Below are 23,496 nucleotides of genomic sequence, written 5' to 3' on the forward strand. Positions count from 1 at the left end.
CCAGCGGCGCTGCCCCCCACCCTGGCCCTCCCCACCGCAAGCGGGGAGAGGGAAGCGCCTGCGCAAGCCGCGTCGGAGTTCGATATCACGCGCACCTCAATGCCCTCCCGAGGTCGCGCCGGAGCCGAGATAGACGGCGCGGACATTGGGGTCCCGGCGCACCTCCTCGGCCGTGCCATGCGCGATCAGGCGGCCGCGGTCGAGCACGATGACGCTGTCGGAGTGGGTGAAGACGACATCCATGTCATGCTCGGTGAAGAGCACGGCGATGCCTTTCGCGGCGGCGATCCCGGCGGTCAGCGCCATCAGGTCGATGCGCTCGCGCGGGGCCATGCCGGCGGTGGGCTCGTCCATGAGCAGGAGCCGCGGCTGGTTGGCGAGCGCGACCGCAAGTTCGACGCGCTTGAGGTCGCCATAAGCGAGCACGCCGCAGGCGCGCTCGGCCTGCCCGGCCATGCCGACCTGCGCGAGCAGTGCCTCGGCCGCGTCGCGGTGGCGGTCGCGGGCGCGTCCGAAGGGGCTCCAGATTTCGCCGGCATGCGAGATCAGCGCCATCTGGACGTTCTCGCGCACGGTCATCGAGGTGAAAGTCGCAGTGATCTGGAAGGTGCGGCCGACGCCCATGCGCCAGACGACACGCGGCTTCAGGCCGGTGATCGGGCGGCCTGCCAGCAGCACCTGCCCGCCATCGGGGCGGAGCTGGCCGTTGAGCATGTTGAAGCACGTCGTCTTGCCGGCGCCATTGGGCCCGATCAACGCCAACATCGTGCCGGGCAGGACCGAGAAGGACACGCCATCGACGGCGCGCACGCCGCCGAAGGATTTGGCGAGGTCGCGGACGAGGAGGACCGGCTCGACCGCGCTCATCGGCCAGCCTCCGCCAGTGCCAGCGCAGAGGGCGGCGCCTCCTTGCGCCAGCGTTCGCGGAGCGCCAGAACCGCTCCCACCAATCCGCGCGGGAAGAGCACGACGAGGAGCACGATCGAGAGGCCGAGCACGAAGCGCCAGTACATCGTCGCCTTCATCAACTGCTCGGAGAGGCCGGCATAGGCGAAGGCGCCGACGATCGGCCCCGTGACGGTCTGGACGCCGCCGAGCAGCACCATCAGCAGCGCATCGACCGAGCGCGGGATCGCCATGTAGGTCGGAAAGACGGAGCCCTTGAAGAAGGCGAAGAGCCCGCCCGCGATGCCGGCGCAGAAAGCCGCGACAGCGAAGGCGGCCCACTGGATGCGGACGACATCGAGCCCGATCGCCTCTGCCCGCAGCGCATTGTCGCGCGCGGCGCGCAGGCCGTAGCCGAAGGGTGAAAAGATCGTCAGCCGCAGCGCCAGGATCGCGGCCGCGCAGATGACGAGGGTGAGGTAGTAGTAGACCGTCTTGGAGGCCGCCCAGGCCGAGGGCCAGACGCCGAGCATGCCATTGTCGCCGCCGGTCAGGTCGACCGACTGGAAGGCGGTCGCCCAAGCGATCTGCGCGAAGGCCAGCGTCAGCATGGCGAGATAGACGCCCGACAGCCTCACGCAGAACCACCCGAAGACGACGCCGGCGATGCCCGCCAGGAAGGGCGCGAGCAGCAGCGCCGGCTCCATTGGCGCGCCCAGCCATTTCACCGCGAGCGCAGCGCCATAGGCCCCGAGCCCGAAATAGGCGGCGTGGCCGAAGGAGGCCATGCCGCCCGGCCCCATCATGAAATGCAGGGAGGCGGCGAAGAGCGCGAAGATGACGAGCTCGGTCAGGGTCAGCAGGATGTGGTCGGGCGTCACCAGCGGGGCCAGCGCGAGGATCACGAGCGCGATCAGCCCGGCAAGCTTCGTCGGCCCATCGGCGGGCAGCAGCAACGGCTCGGCCGGGCCATGGGCGCGCGCATGGCCGACGGGCGCCTTGCCCATCAGGCCATAGGGCTTGACCACGAGCACCACCGCCATGACCAGGAAGACGAGGACGAGCGTGATCTTGGGAAAAATCAGGATGCCGAAGGCGTGCAGGATTCCGATCAGCACAGCCGCGAGATAGGCGCCCGTGACGCTGCCGAGCCCGCCGACGACCACGACCACGAACGCCTCGGAGATCATGGACAGGTCCATGTGCAGGGTCACGGCCTCGCGCGGTAGTTGCAGCGCGCCACCCAAGCCCGCCAGCATCGAGCCGAAGGCGAAGACGGAGGTGAAGAGCAGGCGCTGGTTGACCCCGAGCGCGCCGACCATTTCGCGATCCTGCGTCGCAGCCCGCACCAGCGTGCCCCAGCGCGTCTTCTGGAAAAGCAGCCAGAGAACCAGCAGGACGAGCGGCCCGACCCCGATCAGGAACAGCTCGTAGGTCGGAAAACGGTTGCCGAAGATGACGACGAAGCTCTTGAAGCCGGGCGCGCGCGGCCCGAGCTTGTCCTCCGCCCCCCAGACACCGAGCGCGACGTCCTGCAGCATCAGCACGACGCCGAAGGTGGCGAGCAACTGAAACAGCTCCGGAGCCTGATAGATCCGGCGCAGGATCAGCACTTCGATGACCACGCCGATGAGCCCGGTCAGGACAGCCGCGAGCAGCACGCCGCCCCAGAAGCCGAGCGCCTCCGCCGGCCCGAAGCGCCCGACCAGCGTCCAGGCCAGATAGGCGCCCAGCATGTAGAGCGAGCCATGCGCGAAGTTCACGATGCGCGTGACGCCGAAGATGATCGACAGCCCCGACGCGACGAGGAACAGCGAGGAGGCCGAGGCCAGGCCGTTCAGCGTCTGGGTGAGGATGAGGTCGATCATGCGGTCATAAGCCTCGTCAGCGTCGGGCGCGCCATCTCGTCATTCCGGGGCGGCCGGCAGGCCGAACCCGGAACCCACGATCAGGCGAAACCGTCTCGAACAACGCTGGGACACTGCCGGAGCGGCAAGTCGTGGGTTCCGGGTTCATCGCTGTGCGCTGCCCCGGAATGACAGCGTCTCACCCCGCCGGGCGGAGCGTCTTCACCTCGGCGTCGCTCGGCAGGTACTTCGCGCCGTCGCGATAGCTCCAGTCGACCATGACGCCCTTGCCGTCCTTGAGCGCGGTCTTGCCGACGAAGGCGCCGAGCGTCGACTGGTGGTCGATTGCGCGATACTCGGCCGTGCCGAAGGCGGAGGGGAACTTCAGGCCCTTCAGTGCATCGACCAGCTTCTCCGTATCGGTCGATCCGGCCTTGGCGAGAGCGGCGGCGATCGAGTTCATCGTATCGTAGCCGACGATCGAGCCGAGGCGGGGATAGTCTCCGAACTTGGCCTTGTAGGCCTCGTAGAACTTGGTGTGCTCGGGGGTCTTCAGGTCGGCATGGGGATAGCCGGTGACGATCCAGCCGACCGGGGCCTCGGCGCCGAGCGGATCGAGATATTCCGGCTCGCCGGTGAGCATCGAGACCACGGTCCTGCCCTCGAAGAGCCCGCGCGTATTGCCCTGCCGGACGAAGTTCGTCAGGTCGCCGCCGAAGGTGACGTTGAAGATGGCGTCGGGCTTCGAGGCTTCCAGCGCCTGCACGGTCGCGCCGGCATCGATGCGGCCGAGCGCAGGGAACTGCTCGGCGACGAATTCGACATCGGGCTTGGCCTTCTTGAGCAGGTCCTTGAACCACTTCACGGCAGACTGGCCGTATTCGTAGTTCGGTGCCACGATCGCCCATTTCTTGGCGGGAAGCTTGGCGGCCTCCTCGACCAGCATCGCGGCCTGCATGTAGGTCGAGGGCCTCAGGCGGAAGGTGTAGCGGTTGCCCTTGGCCCATACGACCGCGTCCGAGAGCGGCTCGGAAGCGACATAGAGCTTCTTGTTCTGGTTGGCGAAGTCGGCGATGGCGAGGCCGACATTGGAGAGGAAGCCGCCCGAGAGCAGGTCGACCTTCTCCGCGTTGATCAGGTCGCCGGCATGACGCACGGCATCCTCGGGCTTGCCGGCATCGTCGCGGAAGATCGTCTCGATCTTGCGGCCGAGCACGCCGCCGCCCGCATTGATCTGTTCCAGCGCCAGTTCCCAGCCCTGGCGATAGGGCTTCAGGAAGGCCGGCTGCGCCGTGTAGCTGTTGATCTCGCCGACCTTGATGGGTCCGGCGCCTTGCGCATGCACCAGGGACGGGGCTGCGAGGATGGTGGCTCCGGCGGAGGCGCCGGCCAGAAAACTCCGACGGTCGATCGTCATCGCTGTTCCCCATGTCTGGCCCGGTGGCGTGATGCCCGGGTTCTTCGACAAATTGGCTCTTAGACAGATGTCGCATGCCGCCAACTTTGCGTCAGCTGGCAAATTCGTTTGTATGCCTATGAATTTGAATAGGCCCAAACTGCCTGTCAACGCCTAAAAAAAAGCAGGAACTGCGTGGGTTGGAGGCACCGGCACGGCCTCAATCCGCGTCTTCGGGCAGCGAGAAGGGCCGTGACGCGACCCAGCGCGGCAGCGTGTCGCGGGCCGTCCGCCGATGCTCAAAAAATAGGACAATGATGCTGCCCTTTTGCGCTTGTGGGCAGGGCCTCCCGCACCTATGTATCACGCACCGCAGCAGCGATGTTGCGTCGCCCTCCTTGGGCGTTTCCTCCCTAGACTTGGGCTGCGCTCACGCGCGGCCCTTTTTTCTTTCTGGGCCGGTTTTCGTCAGGGAGGCGGCGGGAGCGGCGTGGGACGGCACCCGCACGGTGCTCACCAGCGGCGGCCGTAGAACCAGGGCGTGCCGCCGAAGGCGGTGTCCATCCGGAAGCGGCGCTCGGCCGCACGGTCGAGGTCGATCTCGAGCAGGCAACGCGCCAGCGCGTCCGTGGCGGGGCGGAAGCCGTAGGAGCGGCAGCGCGTCTCGTCGGCCGCGCGGCGCTCGGCATCGCTGGTCGAAACGCATCCGCCGCAGATCAGCGCCAGAGCCAGAGTGGCCGGAATTATCCGTGTCATGACCCGCTCTCCCGATCCGGGCATCTTTGCTCAGCATAGCGGCTCGCGACCTGCCGTGACAGCGGCCGCATGCCTCAGCGCGAGATGTCTCAGCGCGAGAACTTGACCGGCACGGCCAGCGCGATGGTGCCGCCCCCCAGCCCTGCCGGCGGCGCCGGAACCGGGCTGGCGCGGCGGACCATGGCGACGGCCTCTTCGTCGAGCGCTGAATCGCCGGAGCCGCTGATAAGGCGGGCCGAGAGCACGCGGCCCGAGCGGTCGATGCTGAAGGAGACCTGCACCGTGCCGGGGTTCGCGCCTCCCGGGAAACGCTTGTAGCGGTTGAGATGGGCGAGCAGCGTGCCACGCCAGCTCGCGGGCGAGACCGACGGAGCCGATGACGCACCCTGGGCCGGGGCGGCGGCGGTCGGTGCGGCCTGTGCCTGGGCGGTCGGCGCGGTCGTCCGCTCGGCCGGCGGCTTGTCCTGATTGATCGGCTTGCGCCGCTCGACGACGCGCGGCTTCGGCGGCGGCTTGCGCTCGACAACCTTGGGGCGCGGCTTGGGCGGAGGCGGTGGCGGAGCCAGCACTGCGGCCGCGTCAGGCAGGGTCGGCAGTTCCGGAATCCTGATCTCCGGCTCCGGCTGCGCGACGGGCTGCGGTTCGACGACCGGCGGCGGCTCGACCGGCGGTGGTTCCACGACGGGCTCCGGCTCGGGCAGCGGCGGCTCGGGCTCCGGCGGCTTCTCGATGATGGGGGCCGGCTGGGGTTCAGGCTGGGCCTCGACCATCTCGGGGCCGGGCGCGATCTCCTGCTGCGGTGCCTCGGGTGCGACGGCCAGCGGCGCGAGTTCGATCATCACCGCGGCCGGAGGCGTGCCCATTGCGGCCTCGGCGCGCTGCCAGGTCACGATCATCCAGCCGGCAGCACCATGTCCGCCCGCGACGACGAGAATCGCCACCGCCCAACGCAAGACCGCTGGCCAGAGCCTGGCGCCGAGGCCATTGGTGCGCCCGGCCGTGTTCGCGAGCGTCCTCATGGCCGGGGCGCTCCGCCTGCGGGGGCAGCCTGCGCGGCGCCCTGCCCCGTATCCTCGAGGCCGACGAGGGCGATCTTGAGATAGCCCGCCTGCCTCAGCAGGTTCATGACCTCCATCAGCTCGCGATAGGCCACGGCACCGTCGGCGCGCAGGAAGACGCGCTGCTCGCGGTCATTGCCGGTCCTGGCGTCGAGAGTGGGCCCGAGCGCCTCGCGGGGGACCGCATCATTGCCGAGCGCCAGCGAGAGATCGCCCTTCACGCTCAGGAAGACCGGCGTGTCCGGGCGCGGCTGAGGTTGCGCGTTCGAGACCGGCAGGTCGACGGCGACGTCGACGGTGGAGAGCGGGGCAGCGACCATGAAAATGATCAGCAGCACCAGGATGACATCGATGAACGGCGTGACATTGATGTCGCTGACCTCGCCGAGGTCGCCGTCCTGCGAATCCTTGAGGGAGACGGCCATGGCTTACTCCGCAGACACGCGCGGCAACGCCGCAGCCGCCTGGAGCGTCGGTTGCACCGCCTGAAGGGTCGAGCGGATCGGTGCGGGCGCGGCGGCCGGATGGCGGCGCTGGCGTTCGAGATCACGCGAGAGATGCTGCAGGATCTCGCCCGAGGCATCGGAGAGCGTCGCCCGGTACCCCGTAATCGCCCGGGCGAAGACATTGTAGATGATGACCGCCGGGATCGCCGCGACGAGGCCTATCGCGGTCGCCAGCAGCGCTTCCGCGATGCCCGGTGCGACGACGGCGAGATTGGTGGTCTTGGCCTGGCTGATACCGATGAACGAGTTCATGATGCCCCAGACCGTGCCGAACAGGCCGACGAAGGGGGCGGTCGAACCGATCGTGGCGAGAAGGCCGGTGCCGCGCGCCATCGAGCGCCCCGCCCTTGCCTCGATACGTGCCAGCGCGATCGAGACGCGCTCCTTGATGCCGTCCTCGCCGAGATCCGAGGAGCGCTTCGTCTCGTCCAGGGCGGCCCCGAGCAGGACGCCGACGTCGCCGCGCAGGCGCCCGCCCTTGCCGGCGATGGCGCCGGAGGCCTCGACCAGATTCGCCGCGGACTGAAGTAGGCGCAGGGCGCGCCCGGCCCGCGCCTTCGCCGCCGCGAGTTCGAGCGCCTTGGCAAGCCAGATCGTCCAGGTCACCACCGACGCGAAGGCCAGGCCGACCATCACCGCCTTCACGACGATGTCGGCCGCCATGAACATGCCCCAGGGCGAGAGGTCGTGCGGCAGCGCCGGCAAGGTGGCAGGCTGCACCGCGACCGGCGGCTGGGCCGGTGCGAGCGCCGGAGCAGCCGCGGGGTGGGCGGCTGTCGGCGGTGCGATGCCGAATTGCGACGGGACAGGCGGTAGCGCGGTGGCCGGGCCGGCTGGCGCCAACCCCGGAGTTGCCGCCGGAGCCGGGCTCGATACCGGGGCCTGGTTCGATGCCGGAGGCTGGATCTGCTGGGCCTGCGCAAGCGCGAGCGATCCGGTGCCGATGGCGAGCAGAGCGACGAGCGCGCAGATGAGCGCGCGTTTGGCCGGGAGGCTCCGCGGAGCGCGCTCCGGCGCGGTCTGCGGGCGCGGCCGGAGCGTGGCTACCGCGACGTGCCGGAGCTTGAGGGCCACCATGGCTTCCTCCTTGGAATCATTACAAAAAACGCCTCGCAGCCGATATGCTGCGCTTGCGTTACGCCTCTTCCAAGCGGTCCTGCATGTCAAGATGCCGGCGCTCCGAAAGACGGGCGCGGTGCGCCCAGGCGACCGGCGGGACGATGCCTCGGACCGCACCGTCGATGGCGTTTTCCCAAGGGATCAGGACCCGGCTGCACCGCGCGCGTTTGTCACGGCCATGTCGGCCATGCATGAGATGCCTGTCGGAACACATATGCAGGGATACCGGAATCATGGATTGCGTCACCGTCCTCGCACCGACCGGCGGGACGCCGTTTCTGGTGAGGTATCGGCGCTGGAAGAACCACCCCGCGCCAGGCGTGGATTTTCCGGACACGTCCCCGTTCGCGACCGATGGACCCACGATGGTGCGCGTCGTCGATGCGCTGGCGCAGGGGCTGCCGGACGAGACCGATGTGATCGGCGGCATCGATATCGGGGGCCTCGGCTTCGCCGGCGCCCTCGCCAGGCGAAACGCCATCGGCATCCTCGATATCCGCAAGGTCGGGTCGATGAGGGTCGAGGTGATCCGCAGCATCATGGCCAACTACGAACTCGGCGACGGCGTCGCCATCTCCAGGGCGAACCGGATTGCCGGGCGTGCCGTCACGATCCTCGACGATTGCCTGATGTCGGGAGGGACCGCGCTGGCGGCAGTCGAACTCGTCCGCCGCCTCGGAGGCCGCTGCAACGCGGCGCTTTTCGTCTTCGAGCTTGAGGGGATGGGCGGCCGCGCCCTGCTGGAAGGTGCGGGCGTTCACGTCCATGCCTTGCGGAGCTTGCCACAGGCGGAGCCGGACGAACCGGCGTAAGGGCGCGCGCCTGGAGGCTTCAGTCGGCCGCGTCGAGAAGGTCTCGTATCCGCACCGCCAGCTCCATCGCGGTATAGGGCTTCTTCAGCCAGTTCGCAGCCGCCGCGAGTTCGCGAACGGCGACGGCCGGCTCGGCGAAGCCGGAGGTGAAGATCACCTTCAGCCCGGGTCGCGTGAGCCTTGCCTCGCGCGCCAGCTCATCGCCGGACATTCCACCCGGCATGACGATGTCGGTGAAGAGGAGAGCGATTTCCGCATGCGTGTCCAGGACCCGGAGGGCCTGCGCGCCCGTCTCCGCCTCCAGCACCCGGTAGCCGGTATCCTCGAGCCTGGCCACGGCAACCCGGCGCACGCGGGCGTCGTCCTCGACGACGAGAATCGTCTCGGACCCGCCGGGCAGGCTGTCCTCAGTGGCGGGCGCAGCCGCAATCGCGTCCGCGGCCTGCGACGGTGCGAGGTTCGCGGCAGGCAGGAACAGGCGCACGCTCGTACCCTGCCCGACCTCGCTGTAGAGCTGAACATGGCCGCCAGACTGCTTGGTGAAGCCATAGACCATGCTGAGGCCGAGGCCGGTACCGGCGCCGACTCCCTTGGTGGTGAAGAAGGGCTCGAAGGCGCGCTGCCGGACTTCGGCGGACATGCCTTCTCCGGTATCGGTCACGGAGATCAGCACATAGCTGCCGGTCCGGACCTCCGGGTACATGCTGGCATAATCGGCATCGAGCTTCGCCGGCGAAATCTCGACCGTCAGCCGGCCGCCGCGGGGCATGGCATCGCGGGCGTTGAGCGCCAGGTTCAGAAGGGCGTTCTGCAACTGCGAGGCATCGACCAGCGCAACCCCGGGCGAGCCAGAGACGATGGTGCGCAACTCGATCGCCTCGCCCAACGCCCGGCGCAGCAGGTCGGAGAAATGGGAGACGAGCTGCCCGACATCGGCGAGCTTGGGGTTCAGCGGCTGGCGCCGGCCGAAGGCGAGCAATTGCCCGGTCAGCTTGGCACCGTCATCGGCCGCGCCCTGGGCCTCGCGGAGCAGCACCTTCAGCTTCGGGTCGCTGAGGCGTCGCTCGATCATCTCGAGATTGCCGCTGACGACAGTCAGGAGATTGTTGAAATCATGCGCGATTCCGCCGGTGAGCTGGCCCACGGCCTCCATCTTGTGAGCCTGCCGCAGCTCTTCCTCGATCTTGTGGCGGCTGGTGAGGTCGCGGATGAAGCCGGTGAAGATGCGATGGCCATCCGCCCGCGCCTCGCCGATCGCCAGCTCCATGGGAAACGGGCTGCCATCCTTCTTCTGGCCGGTGACGACGCGGCCATAGCCGATGATGCGGCGCTCTCCCGTCATCAGATAGCGCGAGATGTAGCCGTCATGGGCGTCGCGATCGGGCTGGGGCATCAGGATGCGGACATTCTGGCCGACCACCTCGGCGGCCCCATAGCCGAAGAGCCGCTCGGCCGCGGCGCTGAACGAGGAGATCGTCCCGACGTCGTCGATCACCACCATCGCTTCAGGCACGGTGTCCAGGATCGAACGCAGATGCGCCTCGCGGGCGACGAGATCGGCCTGTACGGCCCGCAGATCGGTGACGTCGATATTGGTCTCGACGATCACGAAGCCGGAGGCATCCTCCGAGCGCGCGACGACCCAGCGGCTGGCGACGAAGATGGCATGGCCGTCCCGATGCCGGTGAACGATCTGCCCCTTCCAGAGGTCATGCTCGCGCAGATGGGCGGTGATGTCGCGGAGCGGCTGCGGGAAAGCCGGCTCGAGCAGGTCGTGCACGACGCGCCCGACCGCCTCCTCGCGGGTCCAGCCGTAGAGCGCCTCGCAGCCGCTGGTCCAGCGCCTGATGACGCCGTCGAAGCCGTGGACGATGATGTTGGCGCTATCGAGAACCCGGGTGATCTCGTCGAGGCTGAAGTCACTTGTGACGGTCGACCGCATGGCCGGCGCTACCTCGACGTTCACTGTACCGCTCAGTTGGGCCAGACGGCCTGCTGAACCGGCACCATGCCGGTGGGGCGGTTATCGTCGCCATCGGCTTCGCCCGCAAGCATGGCGAGCTTGCCGAGCTTGCGGATGACGATGGCATGGCGGCTGCTCGGTGCGATCACGCCGCAGGTGCTGAGCCTGGTCATGGTCCGCGACACGGTCTCGATGGTCAGGCCGAGATAGTCGGCCATGTCGAGGCGGGTCATCGGAATCTCGATCACGGGCTGCGTCTGTGCTGCGCCAAGCCGGCGCGCGATGACCAGCAGGAAGCTGGCGACGCGCTCCTCGGCGCTCTTGCGGGCGAGCAGGACCATCTGGTCCTGGGCGGCGGCCATCTCGTCGCAGAGGCAGGCGAAAAGCTGAGGCCGCAGTTCCGGCGAGCGGTTGATCTCGTTCTGAAAGCGGCCGTGCTCGTAGCGCCTGAGCTTCGTCCGGGTCACCGCCTCGGCGGTGTAGAGATAATGGTCCTTGAGGGAGACGCCGAGCAGATCGCCCGGATAGATGAAGCCGGTGATGACGCGGCGGCCGTCGCTCATGATCCGGAAGACGCGCAGCACGCCCTCGACGACCTCGAAGACATGGCGCGCATCGTCGCCTTCCCAGAAGACGGCGGTTCCAGTGTCGAAGGTCTCGACCGGCTGACCGCCGAACAGGCTGCGCAGGCTCGGCACCTGGCACGGGGCCGCGGCGAATCGCCTGACAGCTCCGGGCTGCTGTGACATTGTGGCTTGCGAAAGCATCGGCGCGTCTCTCCTGTGTGATCGACGCGCTGAATTGAACCCACTCTGGTAACGCCCGAACGGCGCGACGGTCACAAACCGTGCGAAAATGTGACGTATTGTAACAACGACCGCGACGATGGGGGGCGGCGCATCCGATATGACTGATCTGGCAGCCCGCAATGAGCACATTCTGGTCGTGGACGACGATATCCGCATCCGCCAGATGCTGATTCGCTATTTCGAGGACGAAGGCTACCGCGTGACGGCCGTTGGCGACGGCGGGGCGATGCGCGATTGCCTGCAGAAGACGCCGGTCGACGTGATTCTGCTGGACCTCGTCCTGCCCGGGGGGGAGGACGGCCTCATGCTGGCGCGCGACGTCCGATCGCGCTCGGACGTGCCGATCATCATGCTGACCGGGCGCGACGACGTCGTTGACAGGATCGTCGGGCTCGAGATCGGCGCGGACGACTACATCCCGAAGCCGTTCCATCTGCGCGAGGTGCTGGCGAGGCTCAGGACCATCCTGCGCCGGCGCCAGCCGCCCGTGGCCGCGCCGAGCGCCGAGGCGCAGGACGTCATCCATTTCGACGGCTGGCGCCTCGATCTCGGCCGGCGGCAGCTCGTCACGGCCGATGGCACAGAGATCGTTCTCACCACCGGCGAGTTCGACATGCTGGCCGCGCTGGCCCGGTATCCGGGGCGCGTATTCTCGCGCGATGTGCTGATGGATATCACGCATGGCCGCCGGCTCGAGGCCTTCGACCGGACGATCGACGCGCAGATCGCGCGGCTGCGCAAGAAGGTCGAGCGGGACCCGAAGCAACCGGCCCTGATCAAGTCGGTGCGCGGGATCGGCTATGTCTTCACGGGCAGGTCCGCACCCTGATAGCCGGCCCAGGGCACGTCGAGGGCGTACGCCGCGTTGAGAATCACGGGTATGCGAATCTGGCCATCGGTCAGGGTGTGATCCTCGAGCTGGCGCTGCCAGGGTTCCGCGCCGCCTGTCCGGATGCGGATCGCGGCGCAGTCGAGCCGACCGGCCACCGTGCAGAGGTGCTGCAGCAATGCGGCGGCGACGCCGATCCCGTCGGCGGCGCTGGCGACCGCGAAGATCGGCACATCGAGGATCGTCCCATGGACGACGTGCCGGGCCAGACCATGGATGCAGAGGCCCTGCACATAGCCGAGCGGGTTCACGGCGACCGCGATGTCATGCTGATCGGCGGTTACGCCCTTGCCCGACAACATCTGGCCGCAATAGCTGCGCCAGCGCTCGAGATCGAGCGCCGGGGCGAGCGGGCCGGCCAGCAGATAAGCCGCATCGACCTGTCCGGGGGTGATCCGCGCGATCGTATAGGCAGGATGCATCGTCAGGCCCCTCACCTGCGGGTGTCCGGCGCCGCCCTCACCGGGCGGCCTGGCCCGACGCCAACTCCGGCGCCCGCGCCGAAGCGACGATCGGGAGGGACAGGTCTAGCACGATCCGGCCCTCGACCCCGCCCTGCTTCAGCCGCTCGAAGATCGCGTTGATGTCGCCCAGGGACGCCGTGCCGATCCGGGCGCGGACCTTGCCCTCGGCCGCGAAGGCGATGGCCTCGTCGAGATCCCGGCGCGTGCCGACGATCGAGCCGCGCAGGGTGATGCGCTTCAGCACGACATCGAAGATCGGCGTCGGGAACTCGCCGGGCGGCAGGCCGACAAGCGCGACCATGCCCTTGCGCCGCGCCATGCGCACGGCCTGGGCAAAGGCCGGCGGCGAAACCGCCGTGACGAGCACGCCATGCGCGCCGCCGCCCGTCGCCTTGACGACGTCGTCGATCGCTGTTGGGGAGCGGGCGTCGATGACGACATCCGCGCCCGTCTCGCGGGCCAAAGCGAGCTTGTCGGCGGCAATGTCGACCGCCACGACCTTCAGCCCCATCGCCCTGGCATACTGGATCGCGACCTGGCCGAGGCCGCCGATGCCGGAAACGACGACCCATTGGCCCGGCCGCGCCTCGGTCTCCTTCAGCCCCTTATAGGTGGTGACGCCGGCGCAGAGGATCGGCGCCATCTGGGCGAAATCGACATCGGCAGGCAGCCTTGCGGCGAAGGCGGCTGAGGCGATCGCATATTCGGCGAAGCCGCCATTGCAGCTGTAGCCGGTGTTGTGCTGATGCTCGCAGAGCGTCTCCCAGCCGGTCTCGCAATATTCGCAGCGCAGGCAGGAATCATGCAGCCAGGCCACGCCGACGGCGTCGCCCAGCTTGAAATCGGTGACGCCCGGGCCGAGCGCCGCGACCACACCCGCCACCTCGTGACCCGGAATGAAGGGCGGGGCCGGCTTGACCGGCCAGTCGCCATCGGCTGCGTGGAGATCGGTGTGGCAGACACCGCAGGCCCGCACCTTGACCAGCAATTCGCCCGGCCCCGGAACCGGGATCGGTACATCCTCGATCGTCAGTGGCCCGCCCAGCGTCCGCACGACAGCGGCCTTCATCGTCTTCGCCATGGATCCGTCTCCTCGCCTTGGGGAAGCATGGTAGAGGCCGGGACGAATCCGGCCTTGAGCGAGATCAAGCGGTGGAATCGGACGGCTGACGAAGGGCCAGGGCCTGCCTCGCCAGCCTGCAGACCGTGTCCGGGCCGGCTTCGGTGGCGAGATGCGTCCATGCGACCGCCGCCGGCTGCCGCTGCGCCTGTTCGCGCACGACGTCCGGCGTTGCGTCGGAAGGATCGTCGCGCCTTGCGGCGACACGCTGCATCAACGTCTCGATACCGGCTTCGAGCCAGAGCCCCTGAAAGCGAGCGCCCGCCTGCGCGGCAACATGTTCGATGCGCGCGCGATCCGGTGCGCGGTCGAACACCGCGTCGACAACGACGCCATGGCCGCTGCGCAGGACACCCGCCGCATGGTCGAAAAGCGCCTCATAGACCTGTGCCGAGACCTCGGAGCGATACGCCTCGGCCGGCAGCCGGGTTTCCGCCGCGACGCCGAACCGGCGCTTGCGGATGCGATCGCTGGCGAGGATGCGGGCGCCGGGGACAGGGCCGATCCCCGGTGCGACCGCTGCCGCGACGGTCGATTTGCCCGAGCCGGACAACCCGCCGACCGCGACCAGACGGGGGCGGCAGGGCTTCAGGCAATCACGGGCGAGGCCGAGATAGGACCGGGCCTCGGCCTGCCGGGTCGCCGCATCGGCCCCGGCGCTGTCCACCTGAACCGCGACGACATGGGCCCGAACGGTGGCGCGCACCGCCATGAAAAACGGCAGGAGCGGAAGCCCGGCCTCCTCGCCGGTCTCGTCCAGATAGCGGTTGAACAGCGTGTTCGCGAGGCCCTCCAGGCCCCGGTGCCAGAGGTCCATCAGGACGAAGGCGAGATCGTAGAGGATGTCGGTCGTCGCGAGGGCCTCGTCGAACTCGAGGCAATCGAACAGGGTCGGCACGCCGTCGACGAGGCAGATGTTGCGCAGATGGAGGTCGCCATGGCAGCGGCGAACCTTGCCATCGCGCGCACGGGCATCGAGCAGCGCGGCATGGCGGGCGAGAGCGCCGCGGCAGGCGGCGTTCAGCGCGGCGACATCCTCGCCGGAGAAGACATCGGTGAGCGTGAGGCCGCGCTCGTTGACGTCGAGCACCGCCGCCATCGCCTGCGCTCCGCCGTGCCTGCGATCGACCGCCGCATCGGCATGAAAGGCCGCGATCCGCCGCGCCAGCGACGTCATCAAGGCAGGTGTCAGGGCCCCCGCGAGCGCCATGCGATCGAACAGGCCATCCTCGTCGAAGCGGGCCATCTCGACTACCGCGTCGACGAGCGGGCCAGCGCCGTCCAGGGCGAGCCGGCCATCCGGCTCCCGCGTCACCCGGCGCAGCGCGCGATAGAGGCCGGGCGCCGTTCTGCGGTTGAGCCGCAATTCCTGCTCGCAGGCGGCGAGACGCTTCCCGGCCGTCGAGAAATCGACATAGGGCAGATGCACGCGCCGTTTCAGCTTGAAAGCCCGCGGGCCGATCAGCAGCACGGTCGAGATATGCGTCGTGATCACCTTCGCATCGGCCGCGCCCTTGCCCAGGCCCGGATCCGACATCAGGAAGGCGAGCACGTCGCCCTCGGTTTCGATCGCCATCTCGTGCTCCCTGCGGTTCTCGGTGTTATCATCGGGACCGGCGGCCGCGGCTTCGTTGACCTGAATCAACGCGGGTGCCCGTTCGGTTTTGCGGTCCGATGCGCTATGCCGAAAGCGCGTCCCCGGCGTGAAGAAAGCGGGTGATCGCGGCGGCGACCGCGTCGGGAAACTCCTCATGCAGCGCGAGCCTGCCGCGCGGCAGCAGCAGGGTGTCGATGCCGGGCTGCGCCGCCAGCGCTTCCATCTCGGCGCGGGACTTCCGCGGCGCCTCCTCGCCATAGATCATCAGCTTCGGCACCGCGACGCGGTCCGCCAACGCCAGGAAGGCCGCGCGGCTGCCGACACGGTCGAGCGCGCCGGTGACGAAGCGGACCGAGGCATGGCGGGCGCCCGGCGCCGTCGTCACGGCTTGCTTCGACTGAAACCGCGCCGGCGTCAGCCAGGACGGGTCGCTGTAGACATGCTCGGTCACCATCTTGCGGATGACCGGCCGACTGAGGTTCAGCGCGTAAAGGGCATGACCCAGCACGGGGGCATCGATCGCGGCCCTGACACGGGCGAACCAGGGGCGCTGGCCGCCGCTCATCGTCGGGAACGGGCCGCGCCAGGTCGGTGCGACGAGGACAAGCCTGCCGGTAGCCCCGGGATGCGTGGCAAGATGCTGCATGGCATAGGTCGCTGCATGGCCGGCCGCAACGATGGCTGCAGGGCGGGGCACCACGCTTTCAAGCAGCCAGTCGAGGAAGGCCGACAGCATGTCGGGCGACCAGTCGAGACGCGGCCGCGGCAGATCGCCGAAGCCCGGCCAGTCGACCGTCACCACGTGGTGGCTGCCCGCCAGCCGCTCCATCAGCGGCAACATTTCGCTTCGTGTCGCAATCGAGCTGAGCGCCGGCAGCAGCAGGACCGTCGAGCCCTCGCCGCGCTCATCGAGACCCAGGTGGACCGGCGTGCCCTGCCACGACCATTGCAGCTCGCGCGTGCCCATGCCGTCTCTCCCCACCAGATCGACGCTTCATCATCGCCGCATCGGCCGTCCAGACGAGCGATACGCTCACGAAGGCTTCCGGGCAAGTGATTGCAGGAATTGACGAAATGGAACAATCCGAAACAGCATCGCGCTGATCGCCGCATGGGCGTTCGACGCCATGCGGGCGGACACACCGTGCGGACTAGCTGCCTCTCCGCGCCTCCGGGAAACGGACACCAAAAGCCCCTTCCCGCTCGGGCGGCAGCCGCACCGTCAGGGCCAGCGTGCCATCCTCGGCATCCTCCCGTTCGAGAATCTCGCCATTGGCGTGGAGCCAGGCCAGCGACTTGCCGTCGCCCGGCGCGAGCGACAGGCGATAGACCGGCCGGCTGCGGGCGATGCGGGTCTCGATCGCGTCGGTGAGCCGGCCGAGGCCGTCTCCCGTCAGCGCCGAGACCAGAACCGGCCTCGCGGTCTCGGGCTTCAACCCGGCGAGGCCGAGCTGGCGCTCGCGCTCTTCCGGGGCCAGCAGGTCCGACTTGTTCCAGACCTCGACGACACGCTGCCCGTCATCGGGGTCGATGCCGAGATCGCGCAGGATCGCCTGGACGTCGGCGGCCTGGGCCTGCGTATCCTCATGGGCGACGTCGCGGACATGCAGCAGAACGTCGGCCTCGATCGCATCCTCCAGCGTCGCGCGAAAGGCGGCGACGAGCTGCGTCGGCAGGTCGGAGATGAAGCCGACGGTGTCGGAGAGCATGATCCGGGCGCCATGCGGCAGCTTGAGCGCGCGTGCCGTCGGATCGAGCGTGGCGAACAGCATGTCCTGCGCCAGCACCTCGGCCGAGGTCAGGCGGTTGAATAGCGTCGATTTGCCGGCATTGGTGTAACCGACCAGCGCCACGACCGGATAAGGCACGCGCTTGCGGCTGGCGCGGTGCAGCCCGCGCGTGCGCTTGACGCTCTCCAGATCGCGCTCGATCTTGGTCATGCGCTCCTGGATGATGCGCCGGTCGGCCTCGATCTGGGTTTCGCCGGGGCCGCCGAGGAAGCCGAAGCCGCCGCGCTGCCGTTCCAGATGGGTCCAGGACCGCACCAGCCGGCTCTTCTGATAGTTGAGATGCGCAAGCTCGACCTGCAGCGCGCCCTCGCGGGTGCGCGCCCGGCGGCCGAAGATCTCGAGGATCAGGCCGGTGCGGTCGATGACCTTGCAGCCAAAGGCCTTTTCGAGATTGCGCTGCTGCACCGGCGAAAGCGCGCAGTCCATCACGATGAGGCCGATCTCCTCGAGCTTGATCCGCTCGGCGATCTCCTCGACCTTGCCCTTGCCGAGGTAGGTCGCGGGCCGCAGCGCGGTCAGCAGGACCTGGATCGGCTCGACAACGGTGAGGTCGATCGCAGCCGCGAGCCCGACCGCCTCGTCGAGCCGCGCCGCGAAGGAACGCTGGTTGGCGTCGGCGGCCCCGCGACGCTGGTGATAGGGGCCGATGACGAAGGCGCGGGTGTTGGCTGCGATCTCGCGTTCGATGGCGTCGAGCGGTCTGGTTGCCGCCCGCGCCTCGTCCGCATCGCTGCGGGCGCCCATCGAGGTCAGGCCTTGTCCTGTTCCTCGGGCTCGAACAGCTGCACGGGATGGCCCGGCATGATGGTCGAGATCGCATGCTTGTAGACGAGCTGCGAGTGCCCGTCGCGTCGCAGCAAGACGCAGAAATTGTCGAACCAGGTGACGACGCCTTGCAGCTTGACGCCGTTGACGAGGAAGATCGTCAGCGGAATCTTCTGCTTGCGTACATAGTTGAGGAACGTGTCCTGAAGGTTTTGTGCCCGCTCTGCGGCCATGGGTAGCCCCTGTTGTTGGGATCGCTGATCGGGTTCAAGCCCGCGATCCATTTCGTCCCGTTCGCAGCGCAGGCGAACGCCTGCCGCTTCGGGACACCGACGTCTTATTAGATCGTCGATCCCGGCCACAACGCAAGTGCAACATTGCCCCGCAGGCGAGCGATCTGCCTGCGTCGCGTGCAAGGACGCATGCAGGGCGCGCCTGACATCGCCCGGTCCCGCGCCTCAGCCGACGCCGAGCGACTTCAGCTTGCGGTGCAGCGCCGAGCGCTCCATGCCGATGAACTCCGCCGTGCGCGAGATGTTGCCCGAGAAGCGCGCGATCTGCGCGATCAGGTATTCGCGCTCGAAGATTTCACGCGCGTCGCGCAGCGGCAGGCTCATCAGCCGCTCGCCGCCGGAGCCCGAGGGCGTCGTCGGCACCATGGCACCGACCTCTGCCGGAAGCATGTCGACGGTGATGTCGGCCGTGGGATCGCCCTTGGTCAGGATCATCAGCCGCTCGACATTGTTGCGCAGCTCGCGAACGTTGCCCGGCCATTCATGCGATTGCAGCACTGCCATCGCATCCTGGCCGATGCGGCGCTTGGGCAGGCCGGAGGCCACCGAGATCTGCTCCATGAAGAACTCGATCAGTTCCGGCACGTCCTCGCGGCGTTCCGACAGGGCCGGCACCTTCACCGGCACGACCGAGAGGCGGTGATAGAGGTCCTCGCGGAAGCGGCCATCGGCGATCAGTTGCGCCAGATCCCGGCTGGTCGACGAGACGATGCGGACATCGACATGGACGCGGGTCGCGCCGCCGACGCGCTGGAAGTTCTGGTCGACCAGCACGCGCAGGATGCGGTTCTGGGTCTCGCGCGGCATGTCGCCGATCTCGTCGATGTAGAGCGAGCCGCCATGCGCCTCCTCGAGCGCGCCGACGCGGCGCGACCGACCCTCGCCGGCCTCGACGCCGAAGAGCTCCTCCTCCATCGTCTCGGGCGTGATCGTCGCGGCGTTGATGACGACGAACGGTCCCGAGGACCGGGTCGACGCCTCGTGCAGCGTGCGCGCGGCCAGCTCCTTGCCGCAACCGGGCTCGCCGGTAATCAGCACGCGCGCATTGGTCGGCGCGACGCGATCGATGGTCTGGCGCAGCTGGTTGACCACGGTGGAGCGGCCGACGATGCGGCTGGCCTGGACGGAGCCCTTCTTCAGCTCGCGGACCTCGCGCCGCAGCCGCGAGGCCTCCAGCGCGCGCTCGGCGACGAGCACGAGACGGTCGGCCTTGAACGGCTTCTCGATGAAATCATAGGCCCCGCTCTTGATCGCGGAGACGGCGGTCTCGATGTTGCCGTGACCGGAGATCATCACGACCGCCAGATCGGGATGGCCTTGCTTGATCAGTTCGAGCACCTGCAGGCCGTCGAGGCGGCTGCCCTGAAGCCAGATGTCGAGGAAGACCAGGTTCGGACGCCGCGCCGCGATGGCGGCCAGCGCCTCGTCCGCGGAGCTCGCCTTGCGCGTGCGGTAGCCTTCGTCCTCCAGCAGGCCAGCGACCAGTTCGCGGATGTCTGTCTCGTCGTCCACGACCAGAATGTCAGCGCTCATACGCGTATCCCATCTTGCTTTTCCCGTCCTGCCGCTGCGGCCCTGGCCTGGTCCGATCCCTGGACCGTTCCTTGGTCGCTGCGGCTGCCCTCGGGGTTCTCTTCAGGTGACGGCCCGGTCTCCGGAAACCAGAGCCTGATACGGGCGCCGCGCCGGCCCTCGGCCGCGTCCGGCCGGTCGAGCAATTCGATGCCGCCGCCATGGTCCTCAAGGATCTTGCCGACGATGGCGAGGCCGAGCCCGGTGCCGCCCTCGCGGGTCGTCATATAGGGCTCCAGCAGCTTCTGGCGCTGGTCCGCCGGCAGTCCCTTGCCGTTGTCGATCACCTCGATGACGATCCGGCCGTCCTCGCGCCGCTCGAAGGTGACGTCGATGCAGCCGGGGCCGCGTTCGTCCATCGGCACCGCCTCGATCGCCTCGGTGGCGTTCTTGATGACGTTGGTCAGCGCCTGGGAGAGCAGCCGCCGGTCGAACCGGGCGAGGACGGAGCCCTGCGGCAGGTTCTCCGTGATGGTCAGCTCGGGATTGCCGACCCGCATCAGGAAGACGATCTGGCGCACCGTCTCGGCGATATCGTCCTGCGTCAGCGAGGGCTTCGGCATGCGGGCGAAGGACGAGAACTCGTCGACCATGCGCCTGATATCCTCGACCTGTCGCACGATCGTCGCCGTACACTGGTCGAAGACATCCTTGTCCTCGACGATCACGCGCCCGAACTTGCGCCGGATGCGCTCGGCCGAAAGCTGGATCGGTGTCAGCGGGTTCTTGATCTCATGGGCGATGCGGCGCGCCACATCCGCCCAGGCGGCGGTGCGCTGGGCCGAGACGAGATCGGTGATGTCGTCGAGCGTGATCACGAGCCCGGCGCCGGCGCCCTCGCCTTCCCGCACGGCGCGGACATTGACCATGCGGTCGCGCCCGCCGCGGGTGATCGCGATCTGTCCGGAACTCTGGCGCTGCCGCCCGTGCAAGGCCTCCGTAGCGAAGGCTGCGATCTCCGGCGCGACCAGCGCGATCGATTCGCCGAGCAGGCGCCCGCCGGTGCCAAGCAGGCTCTCGGCCGAGCGGTTGATGATGGTGATGTGACCGTCGCCGTCCAGGCTGAGAACCCCGGACGAGACGCCGGAGAGCACCGTCTCGGTGAAGCGCCGTCGTCGGTCGATCACCTCGCTCGCCGTGACCAGCCCGTCGCGCTGGCGGCGCAGTTCGGCCGTCATCTTGTTGAAGGTCTCGCCGAGATGGGCGAGGTCGCCCTCGGAGCGCCGGATCGGCACCTGGACATAGAAATTGCCGCTCGACACCTGATCGGTGGCATGGATCATCCGCCGGATCGGCGCCACGAGCCGGTTCGCGAAGCTCAGCCCGAGCCAGATCGCCGAGAGCAGCAGGATCACCGCGATCAGGCCGTACATCGAGGCGAAGGCGACCTGAACGCCCTTGCGGCGCGCGTCGATCGAAAGGTACTCGGCCGCTGCCGCCCGCGCCACGGCCGGGAACTCGACCGCCAGCGGATCGACCTCGCGGGCGATGTGCAGGAAGGCGTTGTCATAGGCCGGCAGCTTGACCAGCGCGCCGAAGATGCGGCCGGAGGACGGAACGACACAGATCGGCTCCGGGGCCGATTGCGCATCCTCGAAGGCGGCCTCGTCGGGCTTCGGGGCGCCGCGCAGCACGTCGAGATTGGCTCGCGCCAGCACCTTGTCAGGCGGCTGCATGATCGCCACGACCGGCACGCCGAGCGCCGTCGCGCGCGCCGTCAGGAAGGTCTCGAACCATTTGCGGTCGACGTCATAGGCCGGTTTGGCGCGCGAGAGGTCGTCGGCGAGCACGCGGATTTCGCGGCCGAGCGATTTGCACTGCGCGCCGGCATAGGCATCCGCTACCTCGACCGACCGGAAGATCGCATCGCGCATCCGGTCGGAAAACCACGGCTCGAGGCCGCGCTCGATCGTGACGGTCGCGATCACCGCGACGAGCACGGCCGGCAGCGCCGCGATGATGCTGAACAGGCCGACGATGCGCACATGCAGACCGGCGGCTGCTGCTCCCGCGCGCCGCGCGCGGATCAGCACCGCCGTCTCGAAGGCGACGACGACCAGCAGCAGCAGGATCAGGAGGGCATTGAGGACGAAGACGCCGACGACGACCTCGTGGACCGGGACGACCGGCGTGACGCCGGACAGGACCAGGAAGGTGACCAGCGCCGAGACGAGCGCGAAGACGACGATTGTCGCCCCGAGCCAGCCGGAGACGCGGCGCGGCGTGTCATCGGCGCGCGGCACGATCCTGACGTCACTGGCAGAGGCTGACACGATTTCGAACAACTCCCGTGCGGCCGGAATCCCAATAGACCCGACCCACCGCGCGGTACTGATGCGCCGACGCAACGGTGTTGTCAAAATATGACATATGAAAGGCGGGATCGCCGCCCTCGCCGATCAGCGTGGCGAGCGGACCACCTGCATGTCGAGTTCGCGGATCTTCTTGCGCAAGGTGTTGCGATTTAGTCCCAGTAGTTCGGCGGCGCGAATCTGGTTTCCGCGGGTTGCGGCCAAGGCTGCCGCGATCAGCGGCGGCTCGACCTCGCGCAGGATGCGATGATACAGGCCGGGCGGCGGAATATTGTCGCCAAACCCGCCAAAATACTGGTTGAGATGGCGCTCGACGGAGCCCGACAGGGTTTCGGCGCGCTCCTGCGCCGCGCCGCCGGAAAAGCCCGTGCTTGCGCTGGCAGGCTGCAGTTCCGCCTCGACGATCGGCGCCGTGATGGTTTCCTGCGGATAAAGTGCGGCGAGGCGGCGCACGAGGTTCTCGAGCTCGCGGACATTGCCCGGCCAGCGATAGCGACGCATCACGTCCATCGCCTCGGAGTCGATCTGCTTGCGCGGCAGCCCCTCCTTCTCGACCAGCGAGAAGAAATGGCGCGCCAGATCGGGGATATCCTCGACGCGCTCGCGCAGCGGCGGCAGGCGAATCGGCACTACGTTCAGCCGGAAGAACAGATCCTCGCGGAACAGGCCCTGGGCGATCGAGATGCGCAGGTCCTTGTTGGTCGCGGCGACGATGCGGACATTGGTCTTGATCGGGGTGCGGCCGCCGACGGTGGTGTACTCGCCCTGCTGGAGCACGCGCAGAAGCCGGGTCTGGGCCTCCATCGGCATGTCGCCGATCTCGTCGAGGAAGAGCGTACCGCCCTCGGCCTGCTCGAACCGGCCCGACGAGCGTGTCAGCGCGCCGGTGAAGGCGCCCTTCTCATGGCCGAACAGCTCGGATTCGATCAGGTCCTTCGGAATCGCGGCCATGTTGATCGCAACGAAAGGGCCGTTCTTGCGCTTGCCGTAGTCATGCAGGGCGCGCGCGACCAGTTCCTTGCCGGTGCCGGATTCGCCGTTGATCATGACGGTGAGGTCGATCGGCATCAGCCGGGCGAGCGCGCGATAGACGTCCTGCATCGCTGGCGAACGGCCGATCAGCGGGATGTCGTCGGGTTCGGCGGCATGGGCGCGGCCGCCGTCGCCCCGCGGACGCGACAGGGCGCGGCCGACGATCGCGACGAGTTCCTTCAGGTCGAAGGGCTTCGGCAGGTATTCGTAGGCGCCGCGCTCGGAGGCCTTGATCGCGGTCATGAAGGTGTTCTGCGCGCTCATCACGATGATCGGCAGATCGGGACGCACGCGCTTGATGCGCGGCAGCAGATCGAAGGCGTTGCCGTCAGGCATCACGACGTCCGTGATGATGAGGTCGCCCAAGCCCTGCGCGGCCCAGGTCCAGAGCGTCGCCGCCTGGCCGGTGGTCCGTACCTCATATCCGGCCCTGGCGAGGGCCTGATTGAGAACGGTGCGGATCGCGGCGTCGTCATCCGCGACGAGAATGTTACCGGTCGGCATTCACTGT

Annotated in this window: 20 protein-coding genes; 2 read left to right on the forward strand and 18 right to left on the reverse strand. The window is 68.3% G+C overall.

The genetic code is table 11. From position 1 onward, the window contains the following. Positions 1-96: 96 nt before the first annotated feature. The 7 genes from C8D03_RS22625 to exbB all read right to left on the reverse strand — a co-directional run bounded on the left by C8D03_RS22625 (position 97) and on the right by exbB (position 7,525). On the reverse strand, positions 97-867 hold the full coding sequence (locus tag C8D03_RS22625; RefSeq protein ID WP_108049880.1) for an ABC transporter ATP-binding protein: 771 nt from the start codon (positions 865-867) through the stop codon (positions 97-99). Then, on the reverse strand, positions 864-2,750 hold the full coding sequence (locus C8D03_RS22630; protein WP_108051916.1) for an ABC transporter permease: 1,887 nt from the start codon (positions 2,748-2,750) through the stop codon (positions 864-866). The genes C8D03_RS22625 and C8D03_RS22630 overlap by 4 nt, the downstream gene beginning before the upstream one ends. 181 nt (positions 2,751-2,931) lie before the next feature. After that, complete coding sequence (locus tag C8D03_RS22635; RefSeq protein ID WP_108049882.1) at positions 2,932-4,149, reverse strand: ABC transporter substrate-binding protein; 1,218 nt, start codon at positions 4,147-4,149, stop codon at positions 2,932-2,934. 492 nt (positions 4,150-4,641) lie between these two features. After that, entirely contained in the window at positions 4,642-4,884 is a 243-nt protein-coding gene (locus tag C8D03_RS22640) for a hypothetical protein (protein ID WP_108049883.1), read from the reverse strand. An 89-nt stretch (positions 4,885-4,973) separates the two neighbouring features. Continuing rightward, positions 4,974-5,903 carry an energy transducer TonB family protein gene (locus C8D03_RS22645; protein WP_108049885.1) on the reverse strand — a complete coding sequence of 310 codons (930 nt, stop codon included), beginning with the start codon at positions 5,901-5,903 and terminating at the stop codon, positions 4,974-4,976. After that, positions 5,900-6,367 (reverse strand): TonB system transport protein ExbD, encoded by a 468-nt coding sequence (gene exbD / locus C8D03_RS22650; protein WP_108049887.1) that lies wholly within the window; start codon positions 6,365-6,367, stop codon positions 5,900-5,902. The genes C8D03_RS22645 and exbD overlap by 4 nt, the downstream gene beginning before the upstream one ends. A 3-nt stretch (positions 6,368-6,370) precedes the next feature. Further along, positions 6,371-7,525, reverse strand: coding sequence for a tonB-system energizer ExbB (exbB, locus tag C8D03_RS22655; protein ID WP_108049889.1), 1,155 nt, complete (start codon positions 7,523-7,525; stop codon positions 6,371-6,373). 275 nt (positions 7,526-7,800) lie between these two features. On the opposite strand from exbB, the gene C8D03_RS22660 reads away from it, so the two are divergent. Beyond that, positions 7,801-8,379, forward strand: coding sequence for a phosphoribosyltransferase family protein (locus C8D03_RS22660; protein WP_181301183.1), 579 nt, complete (start codon positions 7,801-7,803; stop codon positions 8,377-8,379). A 19-nt stretch (positions 8,380-8,398) separates the two neighbouring features. Here C8D03_RS22660 and C8D03_RS22665 read toward each other — a convergent pair whose 3' ends face one another. After that, positions 8,399-10,321, reverse strand: a complete 1,923-nt coding sequence (locus C8D03_RS22665; RefSeq protein WP_108051917.1) for a hybrid sensor histidine kinase/response regulator — start codon at positions 10,319-10,321, stop codon at positions 8,399-8,401. 32 nt (positions 10,322-10,353) lie between these two features. Further along, positions 10,354-11,040: a helix-turn-helix domain-containing protein gene (locus tag C8D03_RS22670; protein ID WP_248308581.1), complete on the reverse strand. Its 687-nt coding sequence runs from the start codon at positions 11,038-11,040 to the stop codon at positions 10,354-10,356. Between the two features lie 208 nt (positions 11,041-11,248). On the opposite strand from C8D03_RS22670, the gene C8D03_RS22675 reads away from it, so the two are divergent. Beyond that, positions 11,249-11,980, forward strand: coding sequence for a response regulator (locus C8D03_RS22675; RefSeq protein WP_108049895.1), 732 nt, complete (start codon positions 11,249-11,251; stop codon positions 11,978-11,980). Here the strand turns inward: C8D03_RS22675 and C8D03_RS22680 are convergent. The 9 genes from C8D03_RS22680 to ntrC all read right to left on the reverse strand — a co-directional run bounded on the left by C8D03_RS22680 (position 11,950) and on the right by ntrC (position 23,489). Then, positions 11,950-12,477 (reverse strand): hypothetical protein, encoded by a 528-nt coding sequence (locus C8D03_RS22680; protein WP_146170263.1) that lies wholly within the window; start codon positions 12,475-12,477, stop codon positions 11,950-11,952. The genes C8D03_RS22675 and C8D03_RS22680 overlap by 31 nt on opposite strands. 22 nt (positions 12,478-12,499) lie before the next feature. After that, a complete protein-coding gene (adhP, locus tag C8D03_RS22685) occupies positions 12,500-13,585 on the reverse strand; it encodes an alcohol dehydrogenase AdhP (protein WP_108049899.1) in 1,086 nt (361 codons plus the stop codon). A gap of 64 nt (positions 13,586-13,649) precedes the next feature. Beyond that, positions 13,650-15,200, reverse strand: a complete 1,551-nt coding sequence (locus C8D03_RS22690; RefSeq protein WP_108051918.1) for a bifunctional aminoglycoside phosphotransferase/ATP-binding protein — start codon at positions 15,198-15,200, stop codon at positions 13,650-13,652. A gap of 103 nt (positions 15,201-15,303) precedes the next feature. Continuing rightward, the gene (locus C8D03_RS22695) at positions 15,304-16,188 is read right to left on the reverse strand and encodes an alpha/beta fold hydrolase (RefSeq protein WP_108049901.1); all 885 of its coding nucleotides are present in this window, start codon (positions 16,186-16,188) and stop codon (positions 15,304-15,306) included. 184 nt (positions 16,189-16,372) lie between these two features. Continuing rightward, positions 16,373-17,755: a GTPase HflX gene (gene hflX, locus C8D03_RS22700; RefSeq protein ID WP_108049903.1), complete on the reverse strand. Its 1,383-nt coding sequence runs from the start codon at positions 17,753-17,755 to the stop codon at positions 16,373-16,375. Positions 17,756-17,760: 5 nt separating this feature from the next. Continuing rightward, positions 17,761-18,009, reverse strand: coding sequence for an RNA chaperone Hfq (gene hfq / locus C8D03_RS22705; protein WP_054207979.1), 249 nt, complete (start codon positions 18,007-18,009; stop codon positions 17,761-17,763). Positions 18,010-18,234: 225 nt separating this feature from the next. Then, on the reverse strand, positions 18,235-19,602 hold the full coding sequence (ntrX, locus tag C8D03_RS22710) for a nitrogen assimilation response regulator NtrX (RefSeq protein ID WP_108049905.1): 1,368 nt from the start codon (positions 19,600-19,602) through the stop codon (positions 18,235-18,237). Further along, entirely contained in the window at positions 19,599-21,914 is a 2,316-nt protein-coding gene (locus C8D03_RS22715; protein ID WP_248308582.1) for a sensor histidine kinase NtrY-like, read from the reverse strand. The genes ntrX and C8D03_RS22715 overlap by 4 nt, the downstream gene beginning before the upstream one ends. 126 nt (positions 21,915-22,040) lie before the next feature. Beyond that, positions 22,041-23,489, reverse strand: coding sequence for a nitrogen regulation protein NR(I) (gene ntrC / locus C8D03_RS22720; RefSeq protein ID WP_108049907.1), 1,449 nt, complete (start codon positions 23,487-23,489; stop codon positions 22,041-22,043). Between the last annotated feature and the right edge of the window lie 7 nt (positions 23,490-23,496).

This window comes from Bosea sp. 124, assembly GCF_003046175.1.
Classification (GTDB): domain Bacteria; phylum Pseudomonadota; class Alphaproteobacteria; order Rhizobiales; family Beijerinckiaceae; genus Allobosea.

Bases quoted from the DNA above. Each gene is read 5' to 3' on its own strand.
- C8D03_RS22625 (WP_108049880.1), bottom strand. From the start codon at position 867: ATGAGCGCGGTCGAGCCGGTCCTCCTCGTCCGCGACCTCGCCAAATCC.
- C8D03_RS22665 (WP_108051917.1), bottom strand. From the start codon at position 10,321: ATGCGGTCGACCGTCACAAGTGACTTCAGCCTCGACGAGATCACCCGG.
- adhP (WP_108049899.1), bottom strand. From the start codon at position 13,585: ATGGCGAAGACGATGAAGGCCGCTGTCGTGCGGACGCTGGGCGGGCCA.
- hflX (WP_108049903.1), bottom strand. From the start codon at position 17,755: ATGGGCGCCCGCAGCGATGCGGACGAGGCGCGGGCGGCAACCAGACCG.
- C8D03_RS22645 (WP_108049885.1), bottom strand. From the start codon at position 5,903: ATGAGGACGCTCGCGAACACGGCCGGGCGCACCAATGGCCTCGGCGCC.
- C8D03_RS22695 (WP_108049901.1), bottom strand. From the start codon at position 16,188: ATGGGCACGCGCGAGCTGCAATGGTCGTGGCAGGGCACGCCGGTCCAC.
- exbB (WP_108049889.1), bottom strand. From the start codon at position 7,525: ATGGTGGCCCTCAAGCTCCGGCACGTCGCGGTAGCCACGCTCCGGCCG.
- hfq (WP_054207979.1), bottom strand. From the start codon at position 18,009: ATGGCCGCAGAGCGGGCACAAAACCTTCAGGACACGTTCCTCAACTAT.
- ntrX (WP_108049905.1), bottom strand. From the start codon at position 19,602: ATGAGCGCTGACATTCTGGTCGTGGACGACGAGACAGACATCCGCGAA.
- C8D03_RS22640 (WP_108049883.1), bottom strand. From the start codon at position 4,884: ATGACACGGATAATTCCGGCCACTCTGGCTCTGGCGCTGATCTGCGGC.
- C8D03_RS22675 (WP_108049895.1), top strand. From the start codon at position 11,249: ATGACTGATCTGGCAGCCCGCAATGAGCACATTCTGGTCGTGGACGAC.
- ntrC (WP_108049907.1), bottom strand. From the start codon at position 23,489: ATGCCGACCGGTAACATTCTCGTCGCGGATGACGACGCCGCGATCCGC.
- C8D03_RS22690 (WP_108051918.1), bottom strand. From the start codon at position 15,200: ATGGCGATCGAAACCGAGGGCGACGTGCTCGCCTTCCTGATGTCGGAT.
- C8D03_RS22635 (WP_108049882.1), bottom strand. From the start codon at position 4,149: ATGACGATCGACCGTCGGAGTTTTCTGGCCGGCGCCTCCGCCGGAGCC.
- C8D03_RS22660 (WP_181301183.1), top strand. From the start codon at position 7,801: ATGGATTGCGTCACCGTCCTCGCACCGACCGGCGGGACGCCGTTTCTG.
- exbD (WP_108049887.1), bottom strand. From the start codon at position 6,367: ATGGCCGTCTCCCTCAAGGATTCGCAGGACGGCGACCTCGGCGAGGTC.